Consider the following 15,523-nt stretch of genomic DNA (forward strand, 5'->3'; position numbering starts at 1 on the left):
GTGGGTCGTGCGGTGTCGGTCTAGGCGTCGGGTTCGAGGAAGGCCACGAGGCGCTCCAGGATGTCCTCGAACTCCCGCACCGCCATGTCGCAGTCCTCGAACTGCCCGTACCAGTCCACGATGGTGACGGTGTCCGGGCCGGTACGACGGGCCGCCCCCGCAGCGGTGCTGAGGCTGTACCCGGTGCCGAACTCCGCCTCCATCTTGCGCCACTCACCGAGGTAGGTACGGGTGAGTTCGTCATTGAGCCCGAACGGGAGGACGAGCGTCTCGACCGCCCTCCTGGTGTTCTCGGGCACTCCCGGCGGCGCGTGGACGACGAGGTCGTCGTCCTCGTCGATCTCGAACGACCACGTCACCTCTTCCTCCCCTGCGGGAAGAAGGTTGACGGGGTGTAGCTCCCGTCGGGCTGCTTCTCCAGGAAACCGGTCATCTTCACTCCGTTGTACGTGCCGGTGACCGTGGTGGGGTACTTGTACTTGCCGTTGTTGAAGAGGTGGTCACCGGCCTCCATGATCATCTCCTCTGTCCAGTCCTCGGGGAAGAAGGTGTGCCCCGCCTTCGCGTCCTTCTGACCGTAGACCGAGTTGTCGGGATTCCTCATCCCCACCTTGCCCTCGACGACACTGACGGTGCCATCGGGGTTGGTGACCAGCTTTCCGCCTATGTACCGGTTGTCCGGGACCCCGTTGCTCTGCTTCGGGTGGAGGTGCCAACCGGCGAGCTGGCCGTCCTTGTTGGGGACGCCGTTGATGACGTGCTCGCGGGCCTCGTCGGAGATGGTGACCCGAGGAGTGGACGCAGGCTTGAGCCCGGTGGGGTCGGTGAGGTTGGTGGGGCGGTTGCCGGCGTAGCCGTAGAGGTTGATGCCGCCGTTGAAGCCGGACGGGTCCTCGCTGACGAACCTCTGCAGCGCGGGGCTGTAGTAACGGGCCCGGTTGTAGTACAGACCGGTGCCGTCGTCCTCGCGGCCGGCGAACCTGCGACTGTTGCCCTGGTCGTCGCCGCTGACCGTGGTCGTTCCGTACGGGCCGTACAGGTAACGGGACTTGACCGTTCCTGCTTCGTCGGCCAGGGCGACGGTGCTGCCCAGCGGATCGGTCAGGTACCGGGTGGTGACACCGCCGCGCTCGCGCAGCAGCAGGTGGTCGCCGCCCGCGCCGACGGTGGTGGTGACGGTGCTCCCGGTCTTCTCCTGGAGCGGGTTGGTGCCGTCGTTGAGGTAGCTCGTGGTGACGCCGGCGACGGTGCGGCTGGTGCGGCGGCCCTGGGCGTCGTAGCCGAAGGTGGCCGTCGTGCCGGGGCCGTTGACGGCGGTCAGCTGGCCCCGGGCGTTCCAGGTGTAGCTGTTGGCGCCGTCGTTGGTGAGGTTGCCGTCCGCGTCGTGGCCGACGGCGGTGGCGCCGACGGCCGTGAGGCGGTTGGCGGCGTCGAACGTGGAGACCGGAGTGGTCGCGGGCAGGGCGGTGCGGGCGTAGCTGCCGCCGATCCTGACGGGGCGCCCGGCGGCGTCGTAGGTGTAGGTGAGGTTGCCGAGGTCGGTGTCGGCCTTGCGGTAGGTCACCGAGGCGACCCGGCCGGCGGGGTCGTACTGCTGGACCTGGTGGACCCCGGCACCGGGGGCACCGGAGCGGGTGATGCGGCCGGCGTCGTCGTGGACGACGGTGGCGACCTCGGTACCGTTCCGCTTGACGGAGGCGAGGGCGCCGGTGGCGTCGCTGAGGTGTTCGGTCAGCGGCTGTCCGCCGACCAGGACCTGGCGGGTGCGGCTGGCGGTGCCGTAGGCGAAGCCGACGGTGCCCTGCGGAGTGGCCTCCTTGGTACGGCGGTTCAGGCCGTCGTAGGTGAAGTCGCTGGTTCCGTTGGCCGTGTCGACGGTGCGGACGAGCCGGTCGGCGTCGTCGTAGGTGGCGGTGACGCTGCTCTGCTCGGTGGTGCCGTTGACGCCGTAACGGGTCTTGGAGGGACGGTCGAGCTGGTCGTAGTCGACCGTGCTGACCAGGCCGCTGCGGGCGGTGCCGATGGTCGGGTTGCCGTTGCGGTCGTACTCCTGCCGGGTGACGCGGTTCAGCGGGTCGGTGACGGTGGTGCGGTGGTCCATCGGGTCGTAGCCGTAGGCGGTGACCCCGCCGCGCGGGTCGGTGACCTTGGTGGTGTTGCCGTTGGCGTCGTAGTCGTAGCCGGTGCCGCGGCCGAGCGGGTCGGTGGTGGCACGGACCTGGCCGAGGACGTCGTAGCGGATGGTGCTGGTGCCGCCGAGCGGATCGGTGGCCTCGACGGGGCGGCCGGCGTTGTCGAAGAGGGTGCGGCTGACGCCGCCGAACGGGTCGGTGACAGCGGCGAGGTCGCCGAACTCGTAGGTGTAGGTGGTCTTCCGGTTGGTGGGGTCGGTCTCCGAGGTCGTGAGGCCGGCGTCGTCGGAGGTGTAGGTGGTCGTCCGGCCCAGTTCGTCGGTGCTGCTGAGGAGCGCGCCCCGGGCGTCGTACTGGTTGGTGCTGGTCTTGCCGTACGCGTCGGTGTGCGAGGTGATCTCGCCGAACGGGCCCCCGCGCTCCACGCTCTCGGTGCGGGCGTCGGCGGTGCCGGCGAGCACGGTCGTACGGTTGACCTGGCCGTTGGCGTCGTACCCGAGTTCGGTGCGACGGCCGAGGGCGTCCACGGTGGCGACGGGGCGGCCGCCGGTGGGGTCGTACTCGGTGCGGCTGGTCCGCTCGACCGGGGTGCCGAGGGCCTCGGTGTGACTGAGGGTCAGGCCCTGGGCGTTGAAGGTGAACCGCTGCACGTTGCCGCGCGCGTCCGTCATCCGGGTCTCGGTGATCTTGCCGTCGGTGCCCGTGACGTAGTCGAACTTGGTGACGCCGCCGTCCGCCGCGGTCTGCTGCAGGACCCGGCCGAGGCCGTCGTAGGTGTTGGTGAGGTAGGTGGTGCCGCGCGGGTCGGTGATGGTCTTCATCCGGCCCGACTCGTACGTGTACCTGGTGATGCCGCCGGCCGGGTTGGTGACCGTCTCCAGGTGGCCGTCGGCCGTGTAGGTGTAGGTGACGGTCCGTCCGAGGTTGTCCTCGGCCTTGATGATCCGGGGCGGCGTGGCGGTGTCGTAGTCGAACTTGATCCACTTGCCGTTGGGCGAGGTCACCTGGGTGACCGGGCCGCGGAGCCGGACCTTGCCGTCGCTGTCCGCCGGCGCGGGGGCTCGGGTGATGGTGGTGGTGTTGCCGAACTTGTCGCGGATCGCCTGCAGCGGCGCCTCGTCGCCGAGCACGTAGGTGGTGCCGTCACGGAGCTTGACGTCCCAGCCGTTGCCGTTCCAGCCCATGGTGGCGCCGGAGTACTCGGTGGGCGTGGGGTCGGCGAGGAACAGCGCGTCCTCGTAGGTCTTCTCACCGGGCGTGATCCGCCGGAAGTGGATCCGGCTGCCGTCCGGCTGGATGAGGTCGACCTCGAGGTAGCGGTAGTAGCCGATGTTCCCGGTCGACCACGGGAAGTGGCCGAAGTTGAAGCTCATCCCGACGCCGAAGGCACGGGAGTCCTGGTCTCCCTGCTGGTAGGTGCGGCGCAGGGTGAGCGGTGTGACGTCGTCGAGCGAGAGGTCGATGTTCTCGTCGACCAGCAGACCGGTGGCCGGATCGACCGGGTCACCGACCCGCGGGCCGGGCTTGGGGGCGACCGGCGGCGGGTTGTGGCCGGGCACGGCGGTCATCGCACCGGTGAAGCGGTAGACCTTGACCTCGGGGTCCGGGACCACCTGCTTGCCGTCCGGGGTGACGGTGCCCTTCCCGTAGATGTGCCAGCCCTGGCCGTCCGGGTCGTAGTTCCAGAAGATCATCCGCGTGCCCGGGGCCTCGCGGGTGTAGTTCGGGTAGACGATCTGGGCGCCGTCGGGGAACAGGTAGCCGCTGCCCGGCTGGACGGTGAAGTAGATCGGGACCTGGGTCGGCGGCAGCGGGAAGGGGGTGCGGTCGATCGGGATCGGGGTGATGGACAGTTCGCCGGCAAGCTTGCCGTCGCTGTCGCGGACCACCGCGCCGACCGGGATGTGCACCTCCAGGCCGGGGATCGCGGGAGTCCTGAGGACCGTCTTCTCGGTGGTCGGGGAGGCGATCCTGACGGTGGTGGAGGTGTCGGTCTGCGGCACGAACACGGTGTTCGGCACCCGCAGCGTCTTGCCGACCGGTACGTCGACGCCGATGTCGAAGACGCCGTAGGTGCGGTCACCGCTGCTCGCGGTGCGGCCGTCGACGCGCAGCACCCGGTGGCCGGCCTCGGTGCCGCTGACCAGGAAGCGGCCCTGGCCGTCGGTCCGGGCAGTGGCCTTGCCGACCGTGACGGTCGCACCGGCCAGCGGGGTGCCCGCCACGGTGAGGATCTGGCCGGAGACCGCGGTGGTGCCCTTGGGCGCGTCGGCCGGGTACACCGGCGCGGCGGGCGCGCCGTACCGGGTGTACCAGCCCTTGCCCGCCAGGTTGTCGGCGTCGGGCTTCCAGACGGTGTCGACCGGCTTCGCGGTCACGGCCTGGTTCTCGCGCGGGAAGCCGCAGGCGGCCCAGCCGGCCGACGGGGCGCCCGGGTGCGGCGTCTTCTTCCTCTTCGACACCGTCGGCACAGGCTGGGCGGAGCCCGCCTGCTCTGCCGACGGGGTGTCGCAGCGCGCTGCGACGGGGTCGGTCGCGGCCGACCCGGTGGGCGTGGCCGACCCGGTGTCCGGTGCGGCGAGCACGGTGCGGGCTGCGGCGGCCGGAGCGGCGGCCACCACCCGGGCGACCGCGATGGTGGTCGAGCCGGTGGCGGCGACACGGGGGTCGACGACCACCCGGTAGGTACCGGTGACCGGCAGTACGGGCAGCTTGAGCGGACTCTGGTCGAACCGGGTGACGGGGGTGACCAGTGACGTGCCGTCAGGCCTGAGCACGCTGATCCGGAGACCGGTGCCGAGGTACGTGGTGCCGGAGAGGTTGAGCTGCAGGGCGTCGCCGACCGTGCCGGCGAACGAGAGCACGCCGTTCTGGCCGGCCCGACCGACGGTGACCGTGACGCCCGGGCCGTCGATGGCGGCCGTACCGGCGTCGACGGTGCTGGACAGGGTGAGCGTGACGGTCCCGGTGGCGGCGCCGTCGGGGTCCAGGACCAGTTCGTAGCTACCGGTGACCGGCAGTACGGGCAGCGTGAAACTGTCGTCGGCGTTCAGCCAGGTGCTGATGCCGAGCTGGGTGCCGTCGGGCTTGTAGAGGCGGACGTTCTGGGCGCGGAAGCCGGCGGACGCACCGGTGACGGCCAGGTCGAGCTGCTGGCCGGCCGTTCCGGCGAACCGGAGACCGACGTTCTGTGCCGTACGGCCGACGGTGACGGTCGCGGCCGCCCCGTCCACGGCGAGCGTGCCGGCGTCGACCGTCTGGGACAGTTGCAGGGTGTAGGTGCCGAGTCCGGGGGCATTGGGGCTGGCGACGATCTCGTAGGTCCCCGTGGCCGGGAGGGCCGGCAGGTCGAGGCCACCGCTCCGGGAGGCGAGCTCCTTGCCGTCGGGTCCGTTGACGGCGAGGGTCAGGGTGCCGGTGTAGCCGTTGGCCGCGGCGGGCTGGCCGATGCTCAGCTTCTGCCCGGCGGTTCCCTGGAACGTGACGCGGTTGTTCTGCGAGGGCCGGGTGATGGTGAGCGGCTTGTCCCCGCCGACCGCGACGGAGCCGGCGTCGACGTCGGTGGAGAGCCAGAGGGTGACCGATCCGGTGGCCGGGCCGGCTCCGACGACCAGGTCGTACCGGTCGGTGGTGGCGATCACCGGCAGATTGGCGCCGGATCCGGATCCGCTGAGGGTGCTGCGGGTGCGGTCCGGGCGGATCAGGGCCGTACCGGGCAGGTAGGAGGTGGCGCCCGCCTTGAGGGTGACGTCGCTGTAGCCGAGCCGCAGGCGCTGACCGGCGACCCCGTCGAAGCCCAACCGGGCCTGCTGGGCGGGGCGGTTGAGGGCGACCGTCCTGGACGCACCGTCCTGGGCGATGGCGCCGGCGTCGATCTCGTCGGACAGCCAGAGCTTCGCACCGCCCACGCTGGCGTCGGTGAACCCGACGACCAGCCGGTAGGTGCCGGGCGAGAAGGTCCTGAACCGCAGGTAGTTGTCCAGGCCGACGCTGGGCCAGGTGCCGAACTTGGCGCCGCCCGGCTCGTAGAGGGTGACGGACACCCGCTTGCCCTGTGCCGTGGCTGTCGCCTCACTGAACCCGAGGTCGTACCAGGACTCCTTCGCACCGTTGAAGGACGCTTCGAGGAACTGGCCGGGCTTGCCGAGGTCGAACTGGAACCCCTGGTCGGTGGTGGTGGCCACCCCGGTGACGTTGCGGGTCAGCGTGGCGGTGATCGCCCCGGCGCCGGCCGCGTCGGGATCGACCACGATCTGGTGGACGCCGGTGGTCGTCAGCGCGGGCAGCGGGACGTTGCGCCCGGCCCTCGGGTCGAGCGGCCACGGGGTGTCGTACTGGTCGGCGGCGAAGGAACGGCCGAACGGGTCGTAGATCCGGAGGGCGGACTTGGTGCTGATGGTGCTGGCCGACAGGCCGAGGCCCAGCCGGTCGCCGGCCTTGCCCTCGAAGCGCAGCACCAGGACCTTGCCGGAGGGCACGGTCGAGGTGACGGCGGTGCCGTCGACGGCGAGCAGTCCGCCGTCGAGCAGGTCGCCGGGCGCGGTGCCGGTGGGCGGGACGACGAAGTCGGCCGCGCTGGTGGCGGTGCCGCCCGGAGTCCGGACGGTGATCCGGCCGGAGGAGACCGCGCCGGGCACCACCACGGTGAGGCTGGTGGGCGTGGCGCCGACGACCTTGGCGAGCGTGCGGTGGAACAGCACCGAGTCGCGGGCCGGATCCGGATCGAAGCCGCTGCCGGAGATGGTGACGGTCGTGCCGGGCACGCCGAGGGCGGGCGAGACGCCGCTGAGGGTGGGGGCCGGACGGGCGGCACCGATCCGGAACCTCTCGGTACCGGTGGCGCTCGACGTGCCGACCGTCACGGTGACGGGGCCGTCGGTGGCACCCGCCGGGACGAGGACGGTGAGCCGGTTGCGGTCCGCGCCGACGACCTGGGCAGGGGTGGCGGTCCCGGTGAACGTCACCAGGTTCGCTGCCGGATCGGAGGCGAAAGCGGTACCGCTGATCTCCACCTTGGCGCCGGCCGGGGCCTGGTTGGGCACGGCCGCGAGGACCGACAGCTGGGAGGACGGGTACTTCTTGGTGGAGAGCGCGTTGCCCGCGGCGTCGTACTCGTACCGGGCGCTCTCGCCGTTCGGCTGGGAGACGCCGACGAGCTGTCCGGCGGCGTCGTAGAAGAGGTCGTGCGGGTCGCCCGAGGCGAAGGCGTCGACGACGAAGCCGTACGCGGCGGGGGTGGAGGCGTTGCCCACGGCGTCGACCGCGCGGACCGTCAGGGTCCGCCGCCCGGCCGAGATCGGCGTGAGCGTCACCGTGGTGTCGCCGGACGGGGCCGCCGGGACCTCGGTGGCCTGGGCCTCGGTGTCGAGCTGGTAGCGGTACTTGGCGATCTGCTCGGAGCCGCCCGGCTTGAAGGTGAACGTCCCGGCCCGGCCGATACCGCCGTACGGCTGGTCGTCGGCGGGGTACTCGGCGGAGGAGACCAGCGGGGTGGCCGGCAGCTGGACCGCGTCCTCGTAGGAGACGGTGAGCAGCGGGTTGTTGGCGAAGCGGGCGAACTGGAGCTTGTCCGCCTCGTTGGCGCTGCGTAGCCCGAAGGTGAGGTTCGGCCGGTTCTCCGTGGCGGCCTGGGCGACCTGGGCGGTCACCGCGAAGGAGCCCGTCACGGGGCTGCTTCCGCCGCAGGGACCTTGGTAGACCCGGGAGGCGACGGCCTGGCCGGGGGGCGGCTGGTTGTTCCAGCTGGTGGACGGGCCGATCGGCCCGGAGGTCCAGAGCTGGACGGTGTTCTGCCCGCACGCGGAGGCGAAGGTCTCGGTCGCCGTCAGGTCGGCGCTCAGGATCCGCTTGCCCACCAGCCCGCTCGGGACGGCCAGTTGGAAGTACGTGCGGTGGATGCCGGTCGGCGCGGTCCAGCCCTGGTACCCGACGCCCAGCCCGCTCGGGCTGCTCGTGGTGTTGTAGTAGGAAGCGGTGGGGGTCGCCTGCTTGACCTCTGCGTAGGCCTCCGTGGTGCCGGAGGCGAACGACGGGTCGATGTACACCGGGTAGGTGGTGGCGGCGGACTTCAGCAGCTCCTGGTCGGGGCTGATGTCGATCGTGCCGTCGTGCACCCGGGTGGCGACCTTGGCCTCCCGTGCCCCGGCCCCGGGCCCGTCGGGGCCCGACCTGGTGCGCTCGGGGTCCGGCGACGTTTCGGCCGTGGCACCCGCAGGGTTCGCCGCCGAGCCCTTGGAAGCGGCGGGGACCGCCGGGGACGAGTCCCACATCCGGGCGGCCGGGGACGAGAACACCACCCGCCCTGCGGCGTCCTTCACCGCCAGGCCCTCACCGGACTCGGCACCGAGGGCGAGGCCCGCACTGGTGCGGGTGACCAGCTTCAGCGCCGCGAGCCCGGGGTCGGCGGCCGCCTTGGCGTTCTTGACGACCAGGACCTCCTGGACGCCGCCCGCCGGTGTGACGGTGACCCGCAGGTCGACCCCGCTGGGCAGCACGTCCGGGTAGGTCAGGCTCGCGCCGTCGGCGACCGGGGCGGGAAGCTTCTCCGGCCAGAGGAGTTCGAGCCGGTGCCCGCCTTCGACGGTCAGCGTGGCCAGGGCGCCGGAGCCTCCGCCGGAGAGCTCGACGCCCGCCGAGGTGGCCTCGGGGGCGTACGTCCCGCCGGAGGTACGGCGGAGCGTCGGGTCGAGGGCGATCCAGCGGCCGTCCCGCCTGGTCCACCGGGGTTGTGCGGAGATCTCGGCGGTGAACGTGCCGTCGGGGTTGGCAAAGGTCTGCGCGGCCGCGGTACGGGCTGCGGCGACCTCGACCCGGCCGTGCTGGCGGCGGGCCGCCTTGGCCGCGGACGCGGCGTCGGGCGCCGACTCGACGTGGTCGGCCTTGGGCACGGCCGCCCGGGCCGGCTGCTCCCCGTGGGCCATCGTCAGGACGAGGGACAGGGTGACCCCCACCGCCCCGGCGATCCTCGGCAACCGCCCCCGCCCACCTGGCGGGCGGGCCTTTCCGGCGAATCGGTCGCCGAAGAACGGCGAATCGGACACCCCTGCTGTGTTCCTACGAAACGCAGACATGGCTAGGGAAAGCCCCCGTCTCATCCCCCGGGGCGGGCCTCCGAAGCGCCGCCCTTGATCAGCGGTCACCATTCCCCGCGGGCTGACGGGCTGTCAATCACCTTTTCTTCACGCTGGCTTGATCCCTTCGCAGACCAATCGAGCAATCTCCACCAACCGTGACAAGGAGGCTGGGCCGACCCCCCTGACGGAGAACCCGAGGAGAGCGAACTGGCTCGATTCCGACCGCCGGGCACGGAGCAGGGCCCCGGCCTGAGGTGGGGTGGCCGGGGCCCTGCTGTTCATGGGGTGGTGGAGCGTCAGGCGTCGATCTCGGCCTTGGACTCCGCCTGCTCGGCCTTCTCCTGCTTCCGGGAGGCCAGCAGCGAGGTGATGGTGGTGATCACCAGGACGCCGCAGATGACGCCGAGGGAGACCGGGATGCTGATCTCGGGGACGTGGACGCCGCTCTCGTGGAGGGCGTGCAGCACCAGCTTGACGCCGATGAAGCCGAGGATCACCGAGAGGCCGTAGCTGAGGTGGACCAGCTTCTTGAGCAGGCCGCCGATCAGGAAGTAGAGCTGGCGCAGGCCCATCAGGGCGAAGGCGTTGGCGGTGAAGACGATGTACGGGTCCTGGGTCAGGCCGAAGATGGCCGGGATCGAGTCCAGGGCGAACAGGACGTCGGTGGTGCCGATCGCGAGCATCACGATCAGCATCGGCGTCATCAGCCGCTTGCCGTTCTCACGGATCGTCAGCTTGGTGCCGTGGTACTTGTCGGTCGAGGGGAAGCGCTTCTCGATCGACTTGAGCAGGCGGTTCTCCTCGAACTCCTCCTCCTCGTCGTCACCCATCGCCTCCTTGACCAGCTTGTACGCGGTCCAGATGAGGAAGGCGCCGAAGATGTAGAAGACCCAGGAGAACTCGGAGACCAGGGCGGCGCCGCCGGCGATGAAGACCGCCCGGAGCACCAGCGCGATGATCACGCCGACCATCAGCACGCGCTGCTGGTAGATCCGCGGCACCGCGAACTTGCCCATGATCAGGATGAAGACGAAGAGGTTGTCGACGCTCAGCGACTTCTCGGTGATGTACCCGGCGAAGAACTCGCCGGCCGGCTGCGAGCCGCCGTACCACCAGAGGAAACCGCCGAACAGCACGGCCAGCACGATCCAGACGGTGGTCCAGATCCCGGCCTCCTTGATGGAGACCTCGTGCGGCTTGCGGCCGCCGATGAAGAAGTCGGCCACGATCAGGGCGACGAGCACCCCGATCGTGCCGACCCACAGACCCACGGAAACGTCCACTTAGCTGCTCCTCCGGCAGGTAGGCGAGAGACAGTCATCGTCACTGCCGGAGGTCTCTTCCGCCCGTCGGGCCGGCTCCGCCTGGCCCACGGACCAGCGCCCCGGGGTGCCGTCGGACGGCGCCCGTGATGACGGGGTCACTGCGGGGGAATACTCCCCTCCGTTACCAGCCAGGCTAACAGAAGAACCAAGGAAAGGTAAAGAAGGTAAAGAACTCCCCCTGACGGGCCGTCAGAGGAAGGGCTCGATGGCGGGCAGCATGTCCTGGAAGGTGCGCGCCTTGGCGGGGGCGCCGATCGCCTGCATGCCCCAGCCCCCGCCGCCGTCCCGGTAGACCTTGGCCATGATCTGGCCGGTGTGCGGGCCGCCGCCGGTCAGCTCGTAGCGGGCCAGCTCCTGGCCGGTGGACTCGTCGACCAGGCGGCAGTGCGCCTGCTGCACCTCGGCGAAGCTCTGGCCGGTGTAGGAGGAGACGGTGAAGATCACCTGGGTGATGTGCACCGGGACCTGGGCGAGGTCGACCAGGATCGACTCGTCGTCCTCCGAGCCGACGCCGCCGACCAGGTTGTCGCCGGTGTGGCGGACGGAGCCGTCGTTGCTCACCAGGTGGTGGAAGAAGACCACGTCGGACGGGGTGCGCTCGGCGTACAGCAGCGCGGAGGCGTCCAGGTCGATCTGGCGGGTGCGGCTGCCGAACAGTCCGCGCTTGGGGGCGGCCTTCCACCCCAGGCCCATCCGGACCACCGTCAGCGACTCGCCCGAGCTCTTCTGCAGGGTCACCCGTTGGCCCTTGGCCAGGTTCACCGACACGGCAATGCCCTCTCTCATCGGCCCGGCCCACCCACCGGACCGGTGCAACGGCGGAACACCCCCTTGCCGTCCCCCGGCCGAGGCCCCCTGCGCGGGCACGCGGCCCACGGCCCCCAACCCTATGGCCTGCGGGCATCCGCCCCGTGCAAGGGGCGTACCCCGTGGCGCCGCCGCCGACGCGACGCGTTCCGGTCAGCCGCGCTTGAACTCCACCGGGCCCGCGTCCATCAGCACCGTCCCGTCGGTGTGCAGCACCGGCCGGCGCTCGGTGCGCCGGCGGCCGTACCGCTCGACGTGACCGATCGTCACCCCTTGCGGGTCGGTGAAGTCCACGAAGGCGATGGCCACCCAGTAGGAGGTGGCCGCGTCCTCGTAGAGCGGCACCGTCACCGTCGAACCCCGGCCGTCCGAGACCTCCACCCGGGCCCCGTAGCTGCGGAAGCTCCCGGAGCCGTTGCCCACCGCGCTGTACGCGCAGATCAGCGCGTACCCCTGGCGGTCGGGGCGGACGATCCAGATGGTCTCCTCGCCCGGCACCTTCGCGTCACCGTCGAGCAGCAGGTACGGCTCCCCCGCCAGCGAGCCGAGGTCCTTCCAGTAGACCGCCCGGCCGGAGTCCGTCCGGCGCTCCAGCTCCGCCTTCTGGGCGGCGGCCGCCGCCTTGTCCTTCGCCCCGAACAGGCCGCGCTCCAGCTGCGGGAAGACGTACCCGGGCGGGTGCTCCCCGGCCGGTTCGACGGCGTCGGCCGGGACGTACAGGGCGTAGAGGTCCAGGTCCGCGCCCTTGGCCCGGCGGGCGTCGCTGCCCCCGTCCCAGCGGAGCGAGGCGGTGACGGTCAGCTCGCGGTCGCCCTTGTCCAGGGAGATCCGGGCCCGGTCGCCCTTGGCCAGGCTGACGGGGCGGGGGCCTGCGGTGTCGGAGTCCATTCCGGGATTCAAACACCGCAGGCCGCACGGGGCGAGCCCCCGGGAGAGGCACTAGGCCATGCCGGCCTCGCGCATCTGGCGGAGCTCCTTCTTGAGTTCGCCGATCTCGTCGCGCAGGCGGGCGGCCAGCTCGAACTGGAGGTCGGCGGCGGCGGCGTGCATGCGGTCGGTGAACTGCTGGATGAGGTCGGCGAGTTCGGCTGCGGGCAGGCTCTTGGCGGGCTTGCGGTCGGCACCCAGGGCGGGGACCGGGGCCTTGCCCTTGCCGGACTGGCGGTACCCGGTGGAGAGCAGCTCCTCGGTGTCCAGGTCCTCGCGGGAGAGGGTGTCCAGGATGTCGCCGATCTTCTTGCGGAGCGGCTGCGGGTCGATGCCGTGCTCGGTGTTGTAGGCCTGCTGGACCTCGCGGCGGCGGTTGGTCTCCTCGATCGCCAGCTCCATCGAGGGGGTGATCCGGTCCGCGTACATGTGGACCTGGCCGGAGACGTTGCGGGCGGCGCGGCCGATGGTCTGGATCAGCGAGGTGCCGGAGCGCAGGAAGCCCTCCTTGTCGGCGTCCAGGATGGCCACCAGGGAGACCTCGGGGAGGTCGAGGCCCTCGCGGAGCAGGTTGATGCCGACCAGGACGTCGAACTTGCCGGCCCGCAGCTCGCGGAGCAGCTCGACCCGGCGCAGGGTGTCGACGTCGCTGTGCAGGTACTGCACGCGGATGTCGAGACCGAGCAGGTAGTCCGTCAGGTCCTCGGACATCTTCTTGGTGAGGGTGGTGACCAGGGTCCGCTCGTCCTTCTCGATCCGCTTGCGGATCTCGTGCACCAGGTCGTCGATCTGACCCTCCGTCGGCTTGACGATCACCTCGGGGTCGATCAGGCCGGTCGGGCGGATGATCTGCTCCACCGCGCCGTCGCCCCGGGCCAGCTCGTACTTGCCGGGGGTGGCGGAGAGGTAGACCGTCTGCCCGATCCGCTCCTGGAACTCCTCCCACTTGAGCGGGCGGTTGTCCAGCGCGGAGGGCAGCCGGAAGCCGTGGTCGACCAGCGAGCGCTTGCGCGAGGCGTCGCCCTCGTACATCGCGCCGATCTGCGGGACCGTCACGTGCGACTCGTCGATGACCAGCAGGAAGTCGTCGGGGAAGTAGTCGAGCAGCGTGTTCGGCGGGGAGCCGGGCTCGCGGCCGTCGAAGTGCATCGAGTAGTTCTCGACGCCGGAGCAGCTGCCGATCTGACGGAGCATCTCGATGTCGTAGGTGGTGCGCATCCGCAGCCGCTGGGCCTCCAGCAGCTTGCCCTGCTTCTCCAGCACGGCGAGCCGCTCCTCCAGCTCCTTCTCGATGTCGTTCACCGCGCGCTCCAGGCGCTCGGGGCCGGCCACGTAGTGCGAGGCGGGGAAGACGTACATCGACTCGTTCTGGCTGATGATCTCGCCGGTCAGCGGGTGCAGCGTGTAGAGCGCCTCGATCTCGTCCCCGAACATCTCGATCCGGAGCGCCAGCTCCTCGTAGACCGGGAAGATCTCGATGGTGTCGCCGCGGACCCGGAAGGTGCCCCGGGTGAAGGCGAGGTCGTTGCGGGTGTACTGCATCTCGACGAAGCGGCGCAGCAGCGCGTCCCGGTCGACCTCCTCGCCGACCCGCAGCTGCGCCATCCGGTCCACGTACTCCTGCGGCGTGCCGAGGCCGTAGATGCAGGAGACCGAGGCGACCACGACCACGTCGCGGCGGGTGAGCAGCGAGTTGGTCGCCGAGTGCCGCAGGCGCTCGACCTCCTCGTTGATCGAGGAGTCCTTCTCGATGTAGGTGTCCGTCTGCGGGACGTAGGCCTCGGGCTGGTAGTAGTCGTAGTACGAGACGAAGTACTCGACCGCGTTGTTCGGCAGGAGCTCGCGGAACTCGTTGGCCAGCTGGGCGGCGAGCGTCTTGTTCGGCGCCATCACCAGGGTGGGGCGCTGGAGCTTCTCGATCATCCACGCGGTGGTCGCGGACTTGCCGGTGCCGGTGGCACCGAGCAGCACGACGTCCTTCTCGCCCGCGCGGATGCGGCGCTCCAGCTCGGCGATGGCCGTCGGCTGGTCACCGCTGGGCTGGTAGGGGCTGACGACCTCGAAGGGCGTCACGGAACGCTCGATCTTCGTGATGGGACGCACGCCCCCACCGTACGACCAGCCGCCGACAATCCCCGAGCGCCCCTGGTCAGGGCTCGGCGGTCAGGGCTTGACGGCCAGGGCGTTGCGGACCAGGAGGCGGCCGGCCCGGCGGAAGGAGCGGGCGCTGGAGTCGACCTCGTGGACGCGGAGCCGGCGGAGCACCACCGTGACGGCGGGGTCCAGCTCCAGCGCGGCCAGCTCCTCGCGGACGCCCTCGGCGACCGCCCCGTACAACTCCTCCAGCGACCAGCCGTCCGGCACCTCCAGGTCCGCGGCGGTCTCGAGGACCAGGCCCGGCTCCCAGGGCTCGAAGTCCACGGTGACGTCCGCGAAGTCCGAGGGGCAGCTCCGCTGCCAGGCGTGGACCGCGCGGACCTCGCGGAGCGGGCGGTGCGGAAAGGTCTCGGTCATCCCGACACCCTAGGGCCGGGAGCTGACGCCCGGTCAGGCCATCCAGAAGAAGACCGCGGTCATCCGCTTCTCCTCCAGGGTGGTGCCCCAGTACCCGGTGGCGGTGTGGATCAGGTTGGCGGTGTAGAGCAGCAGCCGGTTGTGGCGGTGCGGCACGGCGAGGTCCTCGGTGAAGGAGTCGGCCGGGACGTAGCGGGTGCCGAGGGCGTCGACCAGGCTGTTGTGCGGGGCGGTGACCTGGTTGCCGCCGAGGCGGCCGCCGGGGAGGCTCTGGCGGTGGAAGCTGGTGCCGCAGCGGGCGGGCACGGTGGGGTTGAGGTAGAGCACGGCGGCGTACCGGCAGAGCGCGCGCGAGTCGGTGTGCGGCCGCGGTTCGCTCTCCCCCGCGCCGACCACCTGGACGCAGTTGTGGTTGAAGGTGCCGCCCTCGGCCTCGCTCAGGGCCCAGATCCGGGCGGCGCCGGTGGCCCTGCGGACCTTCGCCTCGACCAGGGCCAGTTCGTCCGGCAACAGGGCGGGCATGGCGCGCATCCCGGGCCAGGCCTCGGGCTTGTGCGGGTAGCCCTCCTCCCACTCCTCGACGGCCAGGGCACGGGCGCGGACCTCGTCCGCGTTGGGCAGCACGTCGTCCAGGACCCAGTAGTCGCGGCCCCGGGTGGGCTTGCGGTACGGGAGGACGGGCAGCACGGGGTGGCCGGGCACGGGCCGGCGCAGCAGCTCAGGGGGCATGGGGCCGACCCTAGGA

8 protein-coding genes are annotated in these 15,523 nt (G+C 71.1%); all 8 read right to left on the reverse strand.

Translation table 11 applies throughout. From position 1 onward, the window contains the following. Nucleotides 1-20: 20 nt before the first annotated feature. Nucleotides 21-359, reverse strand: a complete 339-nt coding sequence (locus ACIA8O_RS32320; protein ID WP_396297558.1) for a hypothetical protein — start codon at nucleotides 357-359, stop codon at nucleotides 21-23. Continuing rightward, nucleotides 356-9,082 (reverse strand): RHS repeat-associated core domain-containing protein, encoded by an 8,727-nt coding sequence (locus tag ACIA8O_RS32325; RefSeq protein ID WP_396297559.1) that lies wholly within the window; start codon nucleotides 9,080-9,082, stop codon nucleotides 356-358. The genes ACIA8O_RS32320 and ACIA8O_RS32325 overlap by 4 nt, the downstream gene beginning before the upstream one ends. Before the next feature lie 419 nt (nucleotides 9,083-9,501). Next, complete coding sequence (locus ACIA8O_RS32330) at nucleotides 9,502-10,488, reverse strand: TerC family protein (protein ID WP_396297560.1); 987 nt, start codon at nucleotides 10,486-10,488, stop codon at nucleotides 9,502-9,504. Nucleotides 10,489-10,719: 231 nt separating this feature from the next. Then, nucleotides 10,720-11,298 (reverse strand): TerD family protein, encoded by a 579-nt coding sequence (locus ACIA8O_RS32335; protein ID WP_396297670.1) that lies wholly within the window; start codon nucleotides 11,296-11,298, stop codon nucleotides 10,720-10,722. 192 nt (nucleotides 11,299-11,490) lie between these two features. Then, nucleotides 11,491-12,225, reverse strand: a complete 735-nt coding sequence (locus tag ACIA8O_RS32340; protein ID WP_396297561.1) for a hypothetical protein — start codon at nucleotides 12,223-12,225, stop codon at nucleotides 11,491-11,493. A 51-nt stretch (nucleotides 12,226-12,276) separates the two neighbouring features. Next, complete coding sequence (gene uvrB / locus ACIA8O_RS32345) at nucleotides 12,277-14,367, reverse strand: excinuclease ABC subunit UvrB (RefSeq protein ID WP_396297562.1); 2,091 nt, start codon at nucleotides 14,365-14,367, stop codon at nucleotides 12,277-12,279. A gap of 60 nt (nucleotides 14,368-14,427) precedes the next feature. Next, nucleotides 14,428-14,778, reverse strand: a complete 351-nt coding sequence (locus ACIA8O_RS32350; protein ID WP_396297563.1) for a hypothetical protein — start codon at nucleotides 14,776-14,778, stop codon at nucleotides 14,428-14,430. Between the two features lie 33 nt (nucleotides 14,779-14,811). Further along, complete coding sequence (locus tag ACIA8O_RS32355) at nucleotides 14,812-15,507, reverse strand: DUF6445 family protein (RefSeq protein ID WP_396297564.1); 696 nt, start codon at nucleotides 15,505-15,507, stop codon at nucleotides 14,812-14,814. Nucleotides 15,508-15,523: the final 16 nt, after the last annotated feature.

Source organism: Kitasatospora sp. NPDC051853, assembly GCF_044452665.1.
Classification (GTDB): Bacteria; Actinomycetota; Actinomycetes; order Streptomycetales; family Streptomycetaceae; genus Kitasatospora.